The following is an 18,942-nucleotide window of genomic DNA, read 5'->3' as shown; positions in this document are numbered from 1 at the left end:
CTGTATTTGGCGCACATTTCTTCCACCACGCCGTGGGCAATCCGTGGTCCGGCGCGCCGATGCGATGGAATTGCGGTGAAATCTGGCGACGAAGGGACATATAAGTGTGAACGAGGACAGACCGAGTCCGGTTCAAACGCACCGGTTGAGCCGGATGGCCGGACGTGACCCGCACGAGCAGCACCGGGTGGCGACCCCGCTGGAATTGCTGTTCGACCTGACCTTTGTGATCGCCTTCGGGGTGGCGGCCGCGCAATTCGCGCATCTGATGGCCGAGGGTCACGTGTCGGCCGGGCTGGCGGGTTTCGGGTTCGCGGCGTTCGCGATCTGGTGGGCGTGGATGAACTTCACCTGGTTCGCGTCCGCCTACGACACCGACGACTGGATCTACCGGGTGATGACGATGCTGCAGATGGTCGGCGTCATCATCCTCGCGCTGGGCATTCCCCCGGTTTTCGCCTCCATCGAACACGGCGGGCACGTCGACAACGTGGTGATGGTGGCCGGCTATGTGGTGATGCGAATCGCGTTGGTGGGGCAGTGGTTACGCGCTGCGGTGCAGGATCCGCCGCGCAGGCGGGCTTGTCTGACCTACGCGTCCGCGGTTGTGGTCGCCCAGATCGGATGGGTGGCGCAGATCTTCGTATCGACCTCGCTGACGGTCTTCTTCGTCACCGCCCTGGTACTGATGGTCGTGGAGATCAGCGGACCGATCCTGGCCGAGCGGCTGATGGGTGGCACCCCGTGGCACGCCCACCACGTCGCCGAGCGCTACGGACTGCTCGCGATCATCGCGTTGGGCGAAGGTGTGGTCGGCACGGTGGCGTCCCTGACGGCGGCGGTGGGGGAGCACGGCTGGTCCACCGACGCCATCCTGCTCGTAGCCTCCGGAATCGGGCTCACCTTCGGGATGTGGTGGGTGTACTTCCTGGTGCCGGCCGGCGCATTGCTGCATGCCCAGCGCAGGCTCTCGTTCTGGTACGGATATCTGCACCTGGCGGTGTACGCGGCGATCGTGGCCACCGGCGCCGGATTACACGTGGCGGCCTATTACGTCGACGGTCAATCGAAGCTGGATTCCGTCGACACCGTGCTGGCAGTGGCGATTCCGGTCGGCATCTACCTGGCCGCGATGTTCGTCATCTACTCACTTCTGGTCGGCGATTTCGATCTGCTGCACGCACTGTTGCTGGTGCTGGCCGCGGCGGTGCTCGTGGCCGCAGTGGCGCTGGCAGCGGGCGGGACGTCGATGGCGGTGTGTCTTCTGGTCGTGACCGCGGCCCCTGTGGTGGTGGTCGTCGGGTTCGAGGCGGTCGGGCACCGGCACGCCGCCGAGATCGTCGGTCGGCGTCTGGACGTTCACCGCCCGGGGTGAGTTTCGAAGCTCTCCAACAGCATTCGTTCCTGTTCGGCCGCCAGCAGCCGGCGGGTCTTGCTGCGGGTGATCAGGATTCCGATCGTGGCAAGGATCCACACCACGTACTGCACCGACCACGCCAGGCGGAACGACGCGAACGAGTAGCTGTCGGTACCGGACAGGATCAGGCCCATGGCCTGCATCACCAGTAGTGCCGCCACGAAGCCACCCATGTTCACCATGCCCTGGGCGGTACCGAGAGTGTGGCTCGGGTTGAAGGTGCGGGCGAAGTCGAAGCCGACCATCGAACCGGGACCGCCGACCGAGATGACGACGATGAGTACCACCAACAACCACACCGGCGCCGGGCCGGGGAGGGCCAGGACCACGGTCCACACCAGGGCGTTACTGGCGATGATCCACAGCACCAGGCGCGACCTACGGTGCGGATGGCGGCCCGTGAACACGCCGATCATGATTCCGGCAGTGATGGCTGCCACCACCGAGACGGTCAGCAGGGTCCCCGCCGCCGTCTCCGAAAGTCCCTGCGCCACGGTCAGATAAGGCACTCCCCACATCAGCGCGAACACCGTGACCGAGAACTGGGTGCCCATATGGGTGAAGAATCCGAGCCTCGTGCCGGGCCGCAGCCAGACGGTCTTGATACGAGACAGCGTGGTGTGCAGGGAGATCGGCTCGGATGTCTTCGCCGAACCGGGTGGGGTGTTGCGGATCAGGGCCAGTGCCAACACGATCACGACAAGTCCGAACGCGGCGACCGACAGATACGCCGGCGTCCACCCTGAGCCGGTGAGGATCGCGAGGAACGGGACTGCCGACAGGACCTGGCCGAGCTGGCCGCAGATCCCGGTCAACTGGGCCACCAGCGGTACGCGAGCCGGCTCGAACCAGTACGGCACCAGGCGGAGAACCGAGATGAAGGTCAGCGCGTCACCCAAGCCGACGATCGCCCGTGCGCCGATCGCCGCGGGCAGCGACTCGCTGAGTGCGAGGACGAGCTGGCCGGCGGTCATCAGCGCGGCCCCGCAGACGATGAGCACACGGGAACCGAAGCGGTCCAACAGCAATCCGGCCGGAACCTGAGCCGCGGCGTACACGACCACCTGCAGCACGACGAACGTGGACAGCACCCCCGGGCTCGCGGCAAATCTGTCTGCGGCCTGGAGACCCGAGACGCCGAGGGTTGTGCGGTCGAGGACGGCGATGATGTAGGCGAGTAGTCCGGTGGCCCAAACGATCCAGGGACGCACGCGGGCACCTTTCGCCAAATGTGTTTCTCGGGGCAGACGTACATGCTCTCGCACCGCGGGCGCCGAAGCGAACGGACTTCTTTGTGGCGGCTGTGAATATGGTCCCGCGGCCGGCTTTCCCCCGATTCGCGGAGTTGGCTGAAAATGCAGTCTCGCGTAAGGCTTGTGACCAGTGTTGCGATATATGCGCTGATAAGCGGCGTGCGTGCCGAGTCCATCGATGATCGAGACATCCAGGTGTAAATTCGCTCGCGGTATTAATCGGAAGGTAGGGTGTCGGCATGAATCGCTGTTCAAACCGACGCGGAGGACGTCGGCTTGGTTGAGTATCGCCTGGAAGACCTGGCGCGCATTTCCGGCGTCAGCGCTCGCAATATCCGCGCTTATCGTGAGCGCGGCCTCTTGGATTCGCCACGGCGCGTCGGGCGCTCGGCGTATTACGGCGAGCGACACCTGGCTCAATTGACGGCGATCAGCCAGCTACTCGCCAAGGGTTTCAACTCTGCGCACATCGCCGAGTTCTTCGCAGGCTTGCGCAGTGGCAAGGACCTACCGGACACGTTGGGAATCCAAAGTTCGGGCTGGTGCCGGCCGAAGGCGCTGACACTGAACGTGGATCCGGCCGACGACGATGTCTGCACACTCGTGGAGTTCGGGTTGGTGCGCATCGCCGAGGGATCCGTCGAGGTGACCGATCCTGCATTGGTCACGTTCCTCAGCGGCGCCGAGGATCAGCGGCTTTGCATCCGGACGATGGCCGAGCTCGCCCGGTCGACGGACACCGCGATCGATCGGCTGGCCGAATCGACCGCCGCCGCGGTCGCCGAACATGAAGGCGCGCCCTCCGACGACCGTCTGCGTGAGCTGACCCGGGCCGTGGTGTCGGCGGGGGTGGACCGGGCCCTGCGGGCGGGGTTGACCCCGGCCGATTGAGGCCCGCTCGATCGCCGAGCGGTGCGGATGTGAATCTGGATATGCCTGTGACCAGTGGCGTTGAAGTGATTATTGAGGTACGTGTCGTAATCTGAGGCACGTGTCGATATCCCGACGCGAACTGCTCAAATACGCGGCCGCTGCACCCGCGCTGATCGGGCTGGGTACGGGCGCTGTGTCCGTCGGCGCCGGCGTGACCGCGCCGTCGGCCGGGGCCGCACCGCTCGGCGTGCTGCTCGATTACGCCGCCGGCGTCATCCGTGCCGCTGATATCCGCACGTCAGGAGCCATCGGAGCAATTCGCTACGTCTCGGACCGCCGGCCCGGAGGCGCGTGGATGCTCGGTAAGCCGATTCAGTTGCCCGAAACCCGCGATCTGTACCAGAACGGCCTGAAGATCGTGTCCTGCTACCAGTACGGCAAGGAGCACACCGCCGACTGGCTGGGCGGGCAGAACGCCGGGATTCAGCACGCCAAGCGTGGCTGGCAATTGCACTCCTCGGCGGGCGGTTCGGTGGGCGCCCCGATCTACGCGTCGATCGACGACGATCCGAGCTTCGAGCAATACAAACAGCAGGTGGCGCCGTATCTGCGCGGCTGGGAGGCCGTGCTCGGCCATCAACGGGTCGGTGTGTACGCCAACTCCAAGACGATCGAATGGGCGGTGCAGGACGGGCTCGGCTCGTACTTCTGGCAGCACAACTGGGGCTCGCCGGGGCGGGTCGCCCATCCCGCGGCACACCTGCATCAGGTGGAGATCGACCAGCGCAATGTCGGTGGTATCGGGGTGGACGTCAACCACATCCTCAAGCCGCGATTCGGCCAGTGGGACTGAATAGTTACCGACGAGTAAGATATTCCAGCAAACTTTTTGCTCGGACGCGCCGGATTCGCTAGACGGAATCGGCCTGATTGTCTGCTGGTTCGCGACCGCTTCAGGGCCTTCGATGTGGCGGAAAATTTAGATAACGATTCGATAACAATACTGCCTTGATCTGCGCAGTTGTGGCTACTCGACCGTAACCACCTGCCAACAGGACGTTTGTCCCGAATGGCTTTGGCCGCCGGTCGATGCCGCGTTACGTTACCGGCGGTTACCCATGCGTAGAACTCGCCAGTAACCAATCTGGGCGGAAAAAGCCCATCCGCTCTTATGACACTCTTAGTACGGCGGGAACGCGAGTGACACCGTCCGGATAGCTCCGGCGGCCGGCGTTCCAGCCTGATTCGACGCTGAATCGCCGTTGGCCTGTCGCCCGGGCAGCCACACCGCCCCAGACATGCAGACAGATACCTAACCGCACGCGACAGCCACACGCGACAACACCAGAGCAGCACGAGGAGATAGCGCCAGTGACGATCTACGAACACGACCGGGTGTCCGCCGGTCGCAACGACGACTCAGGATCCGACGGTCGGCAGGCTGACTCCACCCACGCGCTCGTCGACCGGCTGAGCGCCGGAGAGCCCTACGCCGTGGCCTTCGGTGGCCAGGGCAGCGCCTGGCTGGAGACTCTTGAGGAATTGGTGTCCTCGGCCGGTATCGAGGCCGAACTGGCGACCCTGGCCGGCGAGGCCGAGTTGCTGCTCGAGCCGGTTGCCTCCGAGCTCGTCGTGGTGCGGCCCATCGGGTTCGAGCCGCTGCAGTGGGTCCGCGCGCTGGCCGCCGAGGAGCCGGTGCCGTCCGACAAGCAGCTGACGTCGGCCGCCGTCTCGGTTCCGGGTGTCCTGCTCACCCAGATCGCCGCAGGGCGTGCACTGGCCCGTCAGGGCATGGACCTCGCCGCCACCCCGCCGGTGGCCGTCGCCGGGCATTCCCAGGGCGTGCTGGCCGTCGAGGCCCTGGCCGCCAAGGGGACCAAGGATGTGCAGCTGCTGGCGCTGGCGCAGCTGATCGGCGCGGCAGGCACCCTGGTGGCCCGTCGCCGCGGGATCACTGTGCTGGGCGACCGCCCGCCGATGGTGTCGGTCACCAACGCCGAGCCCGAGCGCATCTACGAACTGCTCGAAGAGTTCAGCCAGGACGTTCGCACCGTGCTGCCCCCGGTGCTCTCCATCCGCAACGGCCGTCGCTCCGTTGTGATCACCGGCACACCTGAGCAGCTGTCGCGGTTCGAGCTCTACTGCAACCAGATCGCTGAGAAGGAAGAGGCCGAGCGCAAGAGCAAAGTCCGCGGCGGTGCGGTCTTCGCCCCGGTCTTCGACCCGGTGCAGGTCGAGGTCGGTTTCCACACCCCGCGCCTGGCCGATGGCGTCGACATCGTCGCTCGTTGGGCCGAGGCCGTCGGAATCGACGTCAAGCTCGCCCGCGAGATGACCGAGGCCATCCTCGTCAGCCAGGTGGACTGGGTCGACGAGATCACCGACCTGCACGAGGCCGGCGCCCGCTGGATCCTGGACCTCGGCCCCGGCGACATCCTCACCCGCCTGACCGCCCCGGTGGTGCGCGGCCTCGGCATCGGGATCGTGCCCGCGGCGACCCGCGGTGGCCAGCGCAATCTGTTCACCATCGGCGCGGTGCCCGAGGTGGCCCGCCCGTGGTCGAGCTACGCCCCGACCGTGGTGAGCCTGCCCGACGGATCGGTCAAACTCTCCACCAAGTTCACCCGGCTCACCGGACGCTCGCCGATCCTGCTGGCGGGTATGACCCCCACCACAGTGGACGCCAAGATCGTCGCGGCCGCAGCAAACGCGGGCCACTGGGCCGAACTCGCCGGTGGCGGGCAGGTCACCGAGCCGATCTTCAACGATCGCATCGCCGAGTTGGGCGAGCTGCTGGAGCCCGGCCGCGCGATCCAGTTCAACACGCTGTTCCTCGATCCGTACCTGTGGAAGCTGCAGGTCGGCGGCAAGCGGCTGGTGCAGCGAGCCCGTCAGTCCGGTGCGCCGATCGACGGCGTCGTGGTCAGTGCCGGCATCCCGGACCTGGAAGAGGCCGTCGAGCTGATCGGCGAACTCAATGACCTCGGCATCAGCCACGTGGTGTTCAAGCCGGGCACCGTCGAGCAGATCCGTTCGGTCATCCGGATCGCGGCCGAGGTGCCCACCAAGCCGGTGATCGTGCACATCGAGGGCGGCCGCGCCGGTGGCCACCACTCGTGGGAGGACCTCGACGACCTGCTGCTCGCCACCTACTCCGAGCTGCGCAGCCGGTCCAACATCACCATCTGCGTCGGCGGTGGCATCGGCACCCCGGAGCGGTCCGCCGATTACCTGTCCGGCCGCTGGTCGGCCACCCACGGCTACCCGCTGATGCCGATCGACGGCATCCTGGTCGGCACCGCCGCCATGGCCGCCCTCGAGGCCACCACGAGCCCGCAGGTCAAGCAGCTGCTGGTGGACACCAAGGGCACCGAGGCATGGGTGGGTGCGGGCAAGGCCTCGGGCGGCATGGCCTCCGGACGCAGCCAGCTGGGCGCCGACATCCACGAGATCGACAACACCGCGTCGCGCTGCGGCCGGCTGCTCGACGAGGTGGCCGGTGACGCCGACGCGGTGGCCGCGCGCCGCGACGAGATCATCGCCGCGATGGCCAACACCGCCAAGCCGTACTTCGGCGATGTCGCCGACATGACCTACCTGCAGTGGCTGCGTCGCTATCTCGAACTGTCGATCGGCGAGGGCAACAGCACCGCCGACACCAAGCGTGACGACTCGCCGTGGCTGGACATCACCTGGCGCGACCGTTTCGAGCAGATGCTCAAGCGTGCCGAAGCACGTTTGCACGCACAGGATTTCGGTCCGATCGAGACGCTGTTCGAAGCTTCCGGTGACGGAGAGGCGCTGCTGGAGGACCCGAAGGCCGCGCTGGCCGCGCTGGTCTCGGCTTACCCGGATGCCGCTTCGGTGCAGCTGCACCCGGCCGATGTGCCGTTCTTCGTCGAGCTGTGCAAGACGCTGGGCAAGCCGGTCAACTTCGTCCCGGTGATCGACAAGGATGTGCGCCGTTGGTGGCGCAGCGACTCGCTGTGGCAGGCCCACGATGCGCGCTACGCCGCCGATCAGGTGTGCGTCATCCCCGGCACCGCCGCGGTCGCCGGCATCACCCGGGTCGACGAGCCCGTCGGTGAGCTGCTGGACCGCTTCGAGCAGGCCGCCGTCGACGAGGTGCTGGCCGCCGGCGCCCAGCCGCAGCCCGTGCTGTCGCGCCGTCAGGGTCGCGGCGATGTCACCGGTCCGCTGGCCGTGCTGCTGGATGCCCCCGACGTGTTGTGGGCCGGTCGCACCTCGGTCAATCCGGTGCACCGGATCGCGCCGGCCGCCGAGTGGCAGGTGCGTGAAGGTTCTGCGAACCGTTCCGCCAATCATCCGTCCACCGGAGCCCGGCTTGAGGTGGCCGACGATCAGCACGTGGTGCTGTCGGTGCCGCTGTCGGGAACCTGGATCGACATCCGGTTCACCCTGACCGAGGCCATCCGCAGCGGTGGTGCGCCGGTCGTCGAGGTCTCCGATGCCGCGACCGCGATGCGTTCGGTGCTCGCCATCGCCGCCGGCGTCGACGGACCCGACGCGTTGCCGCCCGTGGTGGATGGGACCGCCAAGGTCACCGTCACCTGGAACCCCGAGCAGGTCGCCGATCACACCGGCGTCACCGCCACCTTCGGCGCACCGCTGGCGCCGACGCTCACCGTCGTGCCGGATGCCCTGGTCGGCCGCTGCTGGCCCGCGGTGTTCGCCGCGATCGGGTCGGCTGTCACCGACTCCGGCTTCCCGGTCGTCGAAGGTCTGCTGAGCCTGGTCCACCTGGACCACGCCGCGCACCTGCTGGCCGCGCTGCCGGCCGAGCCTGCCGAATTGACCGTCACCGCAACGGCTTCGGCCGCCCACGACACCGAGGTCGGCCGCGTTGTGCCGGTTTCGGTCGTCGTCAGGTCTGCCGATGGCACCGAGCTGGCCAAGCTCGAAGAGCGGTTCGCGATCCGCGGCCGCACCGGCGAGGCCGAGCTGACCGACCCGGTCCGGGCCGGCGGCGCGATCTCGGACAACGCCACCGACACCCCGCGTCGTCGCCGTCGCGACGTCACGATCGGTGCGCCGGTGGACATGCGGCCGTTCGCCGTGGTGTCCGGCGACCACAACCCGATCCACACCGACCGGGCTGCCGCACTACTGGCCGGTCTGGAATCGCCGATCGTGCACGGCATGTGGCTGTCGGCCGCAGCGCAGCACGTCGTCACCGCCACCGACGGCAAGCCGATTCCGCCGGCCAACCTGGTCGGCTGGACCGCCCGCTTCCTGGGCATGGTCAAGCCCGGCGACGAGGTCGATTTCCGCGTTGACCGGGTCGGAATCGACGTCGGCGCAGAGGTTGTCGAGGTTCAGGCCCGCATCGGCTCCGAACTGGTGATGGCCGCGACCGCGCGACTCGCGGCGCCCAAGACCGTCTACGCGTTCCCCGGCCAGGGCATCCAGTCCAAGGGCATGGGCATGGAGGTCCGGGCCCGGTCCAAGGCCGCCCGCAAGGTGTGGGACAAGGCCGACAAGTTCACCCGCGACACGCTGGGCTTCTCAGTGCTGCACGTGGTCCGCGACAACCCGACGTCGCTGATCGCCTCCGGTGTGCACTACGAGCACCCCGAGGGCGTGCTGTACCTGACCCAGTTCACCCAGGTCGCGATGGCCACGACGGCTGCCGCCCAGGTTGCCGAGATGCGTGAGCAGGGCGCGTTCGTCGAGGGCGCGATCGCCTGCGGTCACTCCGTCGGTGAGTACACCGCGCTGGCCTGCGTGTCCGGTGTCATCGAGCTCGAAGGTCTGCTGGAGGCGGTGTTCCACCGCGGCTCCAAGATGCACGACATCGTGCCGCGCGACGAGCGAGGCCGCTCAAACTACCGGCTGGCCGCGATCCGGCCGTCGCAGATCGACCTCGCCGACGACGACGTCGAGGACTTCGTCGCCGAGATCGCCGAGCGCACAGGTGAATTCCTGCAGATCGTCAACTTCAATCTGCGCGGCTCGCAGTACGCGATCGCCGGCACCGTGCGCGGTCTGGAGGCGCTGGAGGAAGAGGTCGAGCGTCGCCGCGAGATCAGCGGCGGCAAGCGGTCGTTCATCCTGGTGCCCGGCATCGACGTGCCGTTCCACTCCAGCGTGCTGCGGGTGGGTGTGGACGACTTCCGGCGCAGCCTGGAGCGCGTCCTGCCCCGCGATCGTGACCCGGAGCTGGTCGTCGGCCGCTACATCCCGAACCTGGTGCCCCGGCCGTTCACGCTGGACCGGGATTTCATCCAGGAGATCCGCGATCTGGTGCCGGCCGAGCCGCTCGACGAGATCCTCGCCGACTACGACACCTGGCGTAACGAGCGCCCGATCGAGTTGTGCCGCAAGGTCGTCATCGAGCTGCTGGCCTGGCAGTTCGCCAGCCCGGTGCGCTGGATCGAGACGCAGGACCTGCTGTTCATCGAAGAGGCTGCGGGAGGCCTCGGCGTCGAGCGGTTCGTCGAGATCGGCGTGAAGAACGCGCCGACGGTCGCGGGCCTGGCCACCAACACGCTGAAGCTGCCGGAGTACGCCCACAGCACCGTCGAGGTGCTCAACGCCGAGCGCGATGCCGCGGTGCTGTTCGCCAGCGACACCGATCCGGAACCGGAGCCCGAGGCTGACGAACCGGTGGAGGCTTCCGGTTCCGCAGCCGCGCCTGCCGCCGAGGCAGCCCCGGCACCGGCGGCCGCCCCGGCTGCCCCGTCGGGCGGGCCCCGTCCCGAGGACATCGGATTCGACGCAGCCGATGCCACTGTCGGCCTGATCGCGTTGAGCGCCAAGATGCGCATCGACCAGATCGAGGGGCTGGACTCCATCGAGTCCATCACCGACGGTGCGTCCTCTCGCCGTAACCAGCTGCTGGTCGACCTGGGCTCCGAGCTGAACCTGGGTGCCATCGACGGTGCCGCCGAGGCGGATCTGGGCGCCCTCAAGGGACAGGTCAGCAAGCTGGCCCGCACCTACAAGCCGTTCGGCCCGGTGCTCTCGGACGCCATCAACGATCAGCTGCGCACCGTGTTCGGCCCGTCGGGCAAGCGCCCGGCCTACATCGCCGAGCGCGTCACCAAGACCTGGGAGCTGGGTCCGGGCTGGGCCAAGCACGTCACCGTCGAGGTGGCGCTGGGCACCCGTGAGGGCAGCAGCGTTCGTGGCGGCGACCTGGGTGGTCTGCACCCGGGCGCGCTGGCGAGTGCCGCCGACGTCGACAAGGTCATCGATGCCGCGGTGGTCGCGGTGGGTGCCCGGCAGGGTGTGCCGGTGAGCCTGCCCTCGGCCGGCGGTGCCGGTGGCGGCGGCGTGGTGGATTCGGCCGCGCTGAACGAGTTCGCCGAGAAGGTCACCGGTCCCGACGGCGTGCTGGCCTCGGCCGCGCGCCTGGTGCTGGGCCAGCTCGGGCTGGACGCTCCGGTCGGTGCCCCCGAGGCTGCGACCGACGCCGAGCTGATCGACCTGGTCACCACCGAACTCGGTTCGGACTGGCCGCGATTGGTGGCTCCGGCGTTCGACGCCAAGAAGGCCGTCGTGTTCGACGACCGTTGGGCCAGTGCCCGTGAGGACCTGGTCAAGCTGTGGCTGGCTGACGAGGGCGAGATCGACGCCGAGTGGCCGCGCCTGTCGGAGCGCTTCGAGGGTGCCGGACATGTCGTTGCCACCCAGGCGAATTGGTGGCAGGGCAAGGCGCTGGCCGCCGGCCGCACCATCCACGCCTCGCTGTTCGGTCGCATCGCGGCCGGTGCGGAGAACCCGGGCAAGGGCCGCTACAGCGATGAGATCGCGGTGGTGACCGGTGCGTCGAAGGGCTCGATCGCCTCGTCGGTCGCCGGGCAGCTGCTCGACGGCGGCGCGACCGTCATCGCCACCACCTCGCGTCTGGACGACGACCGGTTGGCGTTCTACAAGGAGCTCTACCGCGAGAACGCCCGCTTCGGCGCCACCCTTTGGGTGGTCCCGGCCAACATGGCGTCCTACGCCGACATCGACAAGCTGGTCGAGTGGGTCGGTAGCGAGCAGATCGAAAGCCTTGGGCCGCAATCGATCCACCTCAAGGATGCGCAGACCCCGACGCTGCTGTTCCCGTTCGCCGCACCGCGTGTGGCCGGGGATCTGTCGGAGGCGGGTTCCCGCTCCGAGATGGAGATGAAGGTGCTGCTGTGGGCCGTGCAGCGGCTCATCGGCGGGCTGTCGACGATCGGTGCCGAGCGCGACATCGCGTCGCGACTGCACGTGGTGCTGCCGGGCTCGCCCAACCGCGGCATGTTCGGTGGCGACGGCGCCTACGGCGAGTCCAAGTCCGCGCTCGACGCGTTGGTGAACCGCTGGAGCGCCGAAGCTTCGTGGGCCGATCGGGTCAGCCTGGCGCATGCGCTGATCGGCTGGACCAAGGGCACCGGGCTGATGGGGCACAACGATGCCATCGTCAGCGCGGTCGAGGAGGCCGGCGTCACCACCTACAGCACCGCGGAGATGGCAGCCATGCTGCTGAACCTGTGCACGGTGGACGCCAAGGTGGCCGCGGCCAACGCTCCGGTCAAGGCGGACCTGACCGGCGGACTGGGCGACATCAAGATCGACATGGCCGAGCTGGCTGCCAAGGCTCGCGAGGACATGGCCAGTGCCGCAGGGGAATCCGAGGACGACGAGGACGAGGGTGTGATTGCCGCGCTGCCGTCCCCGCCGCGTGGATACAACCCGGCCCCCGCGCCGGAGTGGGCCGATCTCGACGTCGACCCGGCGGACCTGGTGGTCATCGTCGGTGGCGCCGAACTCGGGCCGTACGGCTCGTCGCGGACCCGCTTCGAGATGGAGGTCTCCGGCGAGCTGTCGGCGGCCGGTGTTCTGGAGCTGGCCTGGACGACCGGTCTGGTCAAGTGGGAAGACGATCCCAAGGCCGGCTGGTACGACGCCCAGACCGGTGAACTGGTGCCCGAATCGGAGATCGTGGAGCGTTACCACGACGCCGTGGTGGAGCGCTGCGGTATCCGTGAGTTCGTCGACGACGGTGCGATCGATCCCGATCACGCCTCGCCGCTGCTGGTCAGTGTGTTCCTGGACAAGGACTTCAGCTTCGTGGTGTCCAGCGAGGCCGACGCCCGGGCGTTCGTGTCCTTCGACCCTGAGCACACCGTGGCCCAGCCGGTGCCGGATTCCGGTGACTGGCAGGTGATCCGCAAGGCGGGCACCGAGATTCGGGTTCCGCGCAAGACCAAGTTGTCGCGCACGGTCGGTGCCCAGATCCCCACCGGGTTCGACCCGACGGTGTGGGGCATCACCCCGGACATGGCCAACTCGATCGACCGGGTGGCGCTGTGGAACATCGTCGCCACCGTGGACGCGTTCCTGTCCTCGGGCTTCACCCCGACCGAGCTGATGCGTTGGGTGCACCCGAGCCTGGTGGCCTCCACGCAGGGCACTGGCATGGGCGGCATGACCTCGATGCAGACGATGTACCACGGCAACCTGCTGGGTAAGTCCAAGCCGAACGACATCCTGCAGGAGGTGCTGCCGAACGTCGTTGCGGCACACGTCATGCAGTCCTACGTCGGCGGCTACGGCGCGATGGTGCACCCGGTCGGCGCCTGCGCCACCGCGGCCGTCTCGGTCGAGGAGGGGGTCGACAAGATCCGCCTCGGCAAGGCCGACCTGGTGGTGGCCGGCGGCTTCGACGACCTGACCCTGGAAGCCATCATCGGCTTCGGTGACATGGCGGCCACCGCCGACACCGAGATGATGCGGGCCAAGGGCATCAGCGACTCGAAGTTCTCCCGCGCCAACGATCGTCGTCGTCTCGGCTTCCTGGAAGCCCAGGGCGGTGGCACCATCCTGCTGGCCCGCGGCGACCTCGCCGCCAAGATGGGCCTGCCGGTGCTGGCTGTCGTCGGCTACGCGCAGAGCTTCGCCGACGGTGTCCACACCTCGATCCCGGCTCCGGGCCTCGGTGCCCTGGGCGCCGGGCGTGGCGGCAAGGATTCGCAGTTGGCCCGCTCGCTGGCCAAGCTGGGCGTGGGTGCCGACGACATCGCGGTGATCTCCAAGCACGACACCTCGACGCTGGCCAACGATCCCAACGAGACCGAGCTGCACGAGCGGCTGGCCGACTCGATGGGTCGCTCGTCGGGTGCCCCGCTGTTCATCGTCAGCCAGAAGACGCTGACCGGGCACGCCAAGGGCGGCGCGGCGGTGTTCCAGATGATGGGTCTGTGCCAGATCCTGCGCGACGGCGTCATCCCGCCGAACCGCAGCCTGGACTGCGTCGACGACGAGCTGGCCACCTCCGGCCACTTCGTCTGGGTGCGCGAAACCCTCGACCTGCGCGGCAAGTTCCCGCTCAAGGCCGGTCTGGTCACCAGCCTCGGGTTCGGGCACGTGTCGGGTCTGGTTGCCCTGGTGCACCCGGAGGCGTTCATCGCGGCGCTGGATCCGGCCGAGCGCGACGACTACCGCAAGCGTGCCGAGCAGCGCACGCTGGCCGGTCAGCGTCGACTCGCTGGGGCGATCGCCGGTGGACGTCCGATGTACGAGAAGCCCGCCGACCGCCGGTTCGACCACGACGTGCCGGAGAAGCGTCAGGAGGCCGCGATGTTGCTGAACGCGGACGCCCGACTCGGTGATGACGATCTCTATGTGCGGTGAATGCGCGCACGGACAGGTGAGCTAGGTTCGCTTCCATGGCGATAGTGGGAGTAGGCATCGATCTGGTTTCCATACCTGATTTCGCCGAGCAGGTGGACCGGCCGGGAACCGTATTCGCCGAGACGTTCACGCCAGGTGAGCGCCGGGACGCCGCGGACAAGAGTTCGTCGGCGGCCCGGCACCTGGCGGCCCGGTGGGCGGCCAAGGAAGCCGTGATCAAGGCCTGGTCGAGCTCGCGTTTCTCCAAGCGGCCGGCCCTGCCAGAGGGGATCCACCGCGACATCGAGGTGGTCACCGACATGTGGGGTCGGCCCAAGGTGCGGCTGTCCGGCGAGATCGCCAAGCACCTTGAGACCGTGACCATTCATGTCTCGCTCACCCATGAGGCCGATACCGCCGCGGCGGTGGCCATCATCGAGGAGCCCTAGCCTCTGCACCCCTGTGCACCGCTCTGCACCGCGAGCGACCGTGTCTGTACGCCGACACGCCGCATTTCATGGCATTTTGCGGTCGCTCGCGGTGGACGGCGGACCTACTACGCTCGTCACCATGAGTGACGTGGTGGCGCGGGTCCAGCAGGTGTTGCCTTCGGTGCGGTCCGATCTGGAGGACCTGGTCCGCATCCAATCGGTGTGGGCCGACCCGGCCCGGCGAGACGAAGTGCATCGCAGCGCCGAGGCGGTCGCAAAGCTGTTGAAGGACGCGGGCTTTCCCGATGTCCGGATCGTCAGCGAGGGCGGTGCGCCCGCGGTCATCGCGCACTACCCACCACCGGCCGGTGCACCCACGGTGCTGCTGTACGCCCACCACGACGTGCAACCCGAAGGGGATCCGACGCAGTGGGATTCCGCGCCGTTCGAGCCCACCGAACGTGACGGCCGGCTCTACGGCCGCGGCACCGCCGACGACAAGGCCGGTATCGCAACACATCTGGCCGCGATACGGGCCTTCGACGGCAAACCTCCGGTAGGCGTCACGGTATTCGTCGAAGGCGAGGAGGAATCCGGTTCACCGTCACTGGGTGCACTGCTGGCCGCGCACAAAGATGCACTGGCAGCCGACGTCATCGTCATCGCCGACTCGGACAACTGGAGCACCGAGATCCCGGCGTTGACCGTGACCCTGCGCGGCCTGGCCGATTGCGTGGTCGAGGTGGCCACCCTGGATCACGGGCTGCATTCGGGCCTGTGGGGCGGCGTCGTGCCGGACGCGTTGAGCGTGTTGGTGCGACTGCTGGCCAGCCTGCACGACGACGACGGCAATGTCGCGGTCGCCGGGTTGCACGAGGCGACCGCAGCCGACGTGGACCGCGGACCCGACTGGGTCCGGCAGGAATCCGGCCTGTTGGCCGGCGTGTCCGAAATCGGTTCCGGCTCAGTCGTGCAACGCATGTGGGCCAAGCCCGCCATCACCGTCATCGGCATCGACACCACACCCATCGACAAGTCGTCGAACACCCTGATTCCACGCGCCCGCGCCAAGATCAGCATGCGGGTCGCGCCCGGCGGCGACGCCCACGCGCATCTCGAGGCGTTGACCCGTCACCTCCAAGCCCATGTCCCGTGGGGCGCCCAGGTCACGGTCACCCCGGGCGACGTCGGCCAGCCCTACGCGATCGATGCCTCGGGGTCGGTGTACGACGCGGCCCGTTCGGCGTTCCGCACCGCCTGGGGAACCGATCCGGTGGACATGGGCATGGGTGGATCGATCCCGTTCATCGCCGAATTCGCCGAAGCATTCCCGGCCGCGACGATCCTGGTGACCGGTGTCGAGGATCCCGGCACCCAGGCGCACAGCGTGAACGAAAGCCTGCACCTGGGAGTGCTGCAGAAGGCGGCGACGGCCGAGGCGCTGTTGCTCGAAGCGCTGGCCCGCTAAACCGAGATGGCCAGCAGCGTCGGCTGGTTCGTCGTCGGCCTGGTCGCCCTGGCGATCGGTGCCGAGGTGATGGTCCGCGGCGGCGCACAGCTGGCATCGAGGCTGGGTATCAGCCCCATGCTGGTCGGGCTGACCGTGGTGTCGATCGGCACCAGTCTGCCCGAGCTCGCGGTCGGCGTCACCGCGGCACTGGAAGGCAGCGGGGAGATGGCAGTCGGCAATATCGCCGGCACCAACGTGGTCAACATGCTGTTCATCCTCGGCCTCAGCGCGCTGATCAGTCCGCTGGCGATCGAGCGACGGACGTTGCGCTTCGACCTGCCGGTGATGGCCGGCGCGGCGGTACTGCTGTGGGTGTTGGCCGTCAACGGGGTGCTGTCCCGGCTGGACGGTCTGATCCTGGTGTGCAGCGCCATCGTCTACACGGCGGTGCTGATTCACATGTCGCGGCGCGAGAGCCAGGCCACAGTGGCCGAGTACACCCAGGCGTTTCCGGCTGTAACGGAACGCGGTGAGGCGACCAAACGCGTTGGCGGCACAACGGTTCAGCACGTCGTCATGACCGCCACCGGTATCGCGGTGGTGATTCTCGGCGCCGAGTGGCTGGTCGGCGGGGCGGTGGGGATAGCCCGTGAATTCGGGGTGTCAGATGCGCTCATCGGTCTGACCGTCGTGGCGATCGGAACCTCGGCCCCGGAGTTGGTGACGACGATCGTCTCGACGGTGCGCGGCGAACGTGACATCGCGGTGGGCAATCTGCTCGGCAGCAGCGTCTACAACATCCTGCTGATCCTCGGCATCACCTGCCTGGTGCCGGCGAACGGGCTGGCGCTGACACACAGCCTGGTGTGGATCGACATCCCGCTCATGGTGGCCGCAAGCCTGGCCTGTATCCCGATCTTCGTCTCGGGCCGGCGGGTGCACCGGGCCGAGGGGGCCGCGATGGTCACGGCCTACCTCGGTTTCCTGGTTTTCCTGCTGACGACTCAGTCCTGACCGGGTCGAGTCAGAGGGACAGGTCGCGGCGCAGCTTGGCGACGTGACCGGTGGCGCGCACGTTGTACTGCGCGACGGCGATCTTGCCCTTTTCGTCGACGACGAACGTCGAGCGGATGACGCCCTGAACCGTCTTGCCGTACATGGTCTTTTCGCCGAAGGCGCCCCAGGCTGTCAGCACCGCACGGTCGGGATCCGACAGCAACGGGAAGGTCAGCTCTTCCTTGTCGCGGAACTTGGCGAGCTTCTCCGGCTTGTCGGGGGAGATGCCGATGACGTCGAGTCCGGCGCCGTTCAGTTCGGCGAGGCTGTCCCGGAAATCGCACGCCTGCTTGGTGCATCCGGGTGTCGAGGCTGCGGGGTAGAAGTACACGATGACCTTGCGGCCCTTGTAGTCGGAGAGCTTGACGACGTTGCCGTCGGCGTCGGGCAGGCTGAAAGCCGGGGCGGTGTCTCCCACCTCGAGGCGCGGGGTTGGCGGCATGCGCGGGTATCCCTTCTTGTCGACCGGTTCCGTCGTCACGGCGCCGGCTGATCTAGGGTAGTGCGGCAGGGCAGCACGACGTGGAGCGGCTTGGAGGAGCAAACAGTGGCGAACCGGGATCCGGAGAGCATCAAGCGGGACATCGACCAGGCTCGCGATCAGCTGGCGGTGACGGTCGACTCCCTGGCCGAGCGGGCCAACCCGCAGCGTCTGGCCGACGATTTCAAGTCGGCGGTGATCGGCTTCATCAAGAAACCCGCAGTGACGGCATCATTGGCCGGTGCGGGTGTGCTGGTTGTGTTCGTCGTCGTCCGACGGATCAAACGGCGCTGAGCTGAATTGCAGGGCGAGTGTGCCCTGACGTGATACACGGGCCGCTGGGCGACGCTTGATGCGCTGCTCAGCGGCCTTTGTGGTTTGATACGCCGCTCAGCGGCTCCAAGTTTGATACGCCGCTCAGCGGCGGCGGAACAGCAGCCAGTCCGCCAACGAGAAGCTCGGAGGATTGGCGACGCGCCCGAGACGGTTGCAGCTATACACCATGACAGGCTGATTCGTAGCAACAAATGCGGAGGTTGATGCAGCCGTGGGGTCTACGCCACCTGCGGTAGCCATCAGCTAACACCTCTTATCCTGGCGCAATCGCCACGCGGTACTGGATCGCAATGGATCAGCTAACTCGAGATTAACACGGTTTCTTGCGTCTGACCAGCGGAAGCGCTGAAGCCGAATACTAAGGAGTAACTTACGATCACGTCAACTTGAGAGTTCTATCACGACTCGCTGTGTTACGACAGGATTATCAGCACATTATCTGCGCATATCGCAGGGAGGATTCTCGGCAGCCGTAGGGGTGCTCACGGCAAAGTCGATCGGCATCTCAGGCGGTTTGTGCGGCATTGGCGCCGTGGCTTCGGCAGAAACTGGCGCGATCGGCTGAAATGTTTGCTGAGGTGTCGGCTTCGCGCGACGGGCCTTTGGCTGCTCCGTGCCGGTTTACCCCGATTTGATGGGGAAAATGATTGGCAAACGCGTGACCGTCTGGTAGCTCCAGGTGCCCTGTGCAACTTTGTGCTCGAGAGTCGCCGTAGCTGAAATCCGCTGCATTGCACCGCGGGAACGGCTCATTCTCGTCGAACCGGTTGCTAGCGCATAGGTGTCCAGCTAAGGTCGACGTCGGGTCAGGATAGGGGAGTCGGACCTGGGTGTTGATCTCGGCCGCAACACGCGACGAACGTGTGACAAGGGGGTATTGCGTTGCAGCTAACTTATTTTCCGTTTGCCAGGATTGCTGCGTGTGCCTTCGCCGGTAGCGCCGGTCCCGACGGACTCATCGTCGGGATTCGCTGACAACACCCGATGGCCCATGTCGAACCTCTAGGTGGGGATGTGGGCCGTGGTCACACCGACTG

The 18,942-nt window shown here is 67.2% G+C and carries 10 protein-coding genes; 8 read left to right on the top strand and 2 right to left on the bottom strand.

Going from position 1 to position 18,942, the window contains the following annotated elements; translation table 11 throughout:
* The first annotated feature begins 154 nt into the window (after positions 1 to 154).
* On the top strand, positions 155 to 1,375 hold the full coding sequence (locus EH231_RS11370) for a low temperature requirement protein A (protein ID WP_124712445.1): 1,221 nt from the start codon (positions 155 to 157) through the stop codon (positions 1,373 to 1,375).
* Here the strand turns inward: EH231_RS11370 and EH231_RS11365 are convergent.
* A complete protein-coding gene (locus EH231_RS11365) occupies positions 1,360 to 2,628 on the bottom strand; it encodes an MFS transporter (RefSeq protein WP_124712444.1) in 1,269 nt (422 codons plus the stop codon). The two genes, EH231_RS11370 and EH231_RS11365, sit on opposite strands and share 16 nt — an antisense overlap.
* A 318-nt stretch (positions 2,629 to 2,946) precedes the next feature.
* Between EH231_RS11365 and EH231_RS11360 the strand changes: the two genes are divergently transcribed.
* From EH231_RS11360 to EH231_RS11330, 6 genes are all read left to right on the top strand, one after another.
* Positions 2,947 to 3,561 carry a MerR family transcriptional regulator gene (locus EH231_RS11360; RefSeq protein ID WP_164480852.1) on the top strand — a complete coding sequence of 205 codons (615 nt, stop codon included), beginning with the start codon at positions 2,947 to 2,949 and terminating at the stop codon, positions 3,559 to 3,561.
* A gap of 100 nt (positions 3,562 to 3,661) precedes the next feature.
* On the top strand, positions 3,662 to 4,396 hold the full coding sequence (locus tag EH231_RS11355; protein WP_124712443.1) for a DUF1906 domain-containing protein: 735 nt from the start codon (positions 3,662 to 3,664) through the stop codon (positions 4,394 to 4,396).
* A gap of 518 nt (positions 4,397 to 4,914) precedes the next feature.
* The gene (locus EH231_RS11345; protein ID WP_090432007.1) at positions 4,915 to 14,172 is read left to right on the top strand and encodes a type I polyketide synthase; all 9,258 of its coding nucleotides are present in this window, start codon (positions 4,915 to 4,917) and stop codon (positions 14,170 to 14,172) included.
* 35 nt (positions 14,173 to 14,207) lie between these two features.
* Positions 14,208 to 14,600, top strand: a complete 393-nt coding sequence (gene acpS / locus EH231_RS11340; protein WP_090432005.1) for a holo-ACP synthase AcpS — start codon at positions 14,208 to 14,210, stop codon at positions 14,598 to 14,600.
* 121 nt (positions 14,601 to 14,721) lie between these two features.
* Entirely contained in the window at positions 14,722 to 16,050 is a 1,329-nt protein-coding gene (locus EH231_RS11335) for a dipeptidase (RefSeq protein WP_205264175.1), read from the top strand.
* A 6-nt stretch (positions 16,051 to 16,056) separates the two neighbouring features.
* Positions 16,057 to 17,046 carry a calcium/sodium antiporter gene (locus EH231_RS11330; RefSeq protein ID WP_124712441.1) on the top strand — a complete coding sequence of 330 codons (990 nt, stop codon included), beginning with the start codon at positions 16,057 to 16,059 and terminating at the stop codon, positions 17,044 to 17,046.
* A gap of 10 nt (positions 17,047 to 17,056) precedes the next feature.
* Here EH231_RS11330 and bcp read toward each other — a convergent pair whose 3' ends face one another.
* Positions 17,057 to 17,530 carry a thioredoxin-dependent thiol peroxidase gene (gene bcp / locus EH231_RS11325; protein ID WP_044524133.1) on the bottom strand — a complete coding sequence of 158 codons (474 nt, stop codon included), beginning with the start codon at positions 17,528 to 17,530 and terminating at the stop codon, positions 17,057 to 17,059.
* A 105-nt stretch (positions 17,531 to 17,635) separates the two neighbouring features.
* Between bcp and EH231_RS11320 the strand changes: the two genes are divergently transcribed.
* The gene (locus EH231_RS11320; protein ID WP_044524135.1) at positions 17,636 to 17,863 is read left to right on the top strand and encodes a DUF3618 domain-containing protein; all 228 of its coding nucleotides are present in this window, start codon (positions 17,636 to 17,638) and stop codon (positions 17,861 to 17,863) included.
* Positions 17,864 to 18,942 lie beyond the last annotated feature (1,079 nt).

It is taken from the genome of Mycolicibacterium nivoides (assembly GCF_003855255.1).
Classification (GTDB): domain Bacteria; phylum Actinomycetota; class Actinomycetes; order Mycobacteriales; family Mycobacteriaceae; genus Mycobacterium; species Mycobacterium nivoides.
The sequence above is the reverse complement of the archived record's forward strand: the minus strand, read 5'-3'. Positions and strand labels throughout refer to the sequence as shown.

Excerpts from the sequence above, each read along its gene's own strand:
- EH231_RS11370 (WP_124712445.1), top strand. The coding sequence starts at position 155 with ATGGCCGGACGTGACCCGCACGAGCAGCACCGGGTGGCGACCCCGCTG.
- acpS (WP_090432005.1), top strand. The coding sequence starts at position 14,208 with ATGGCGATAGTGGGAGTAGGCATCGATCTGGTTTCCATACCTGATTTC.
- EH231_RS11335 (WP_205264175.1), top strand. The coding sequence starts at position 14,722 with ATGAGTGACGTGGTGGCGCGGGTCCAGCAGGTGTTGCCTTCGGTGCGG.
- EH231_RS11330 (WP_124712441.1), top strand. The coding sequence starts at position 16,057 with ATGGCCAGCAGCGTCGGCTGGTTCGTCGTCGGCCTGGTCGCCCTGGCG.
- bcp (WP_044524133.1), bottom strand. The coding sequence starts at position 17,530 with ATGCCGCCAACCCCGCGCCTCGAGGTGGGAGACACCGCCCCGGCTTTC.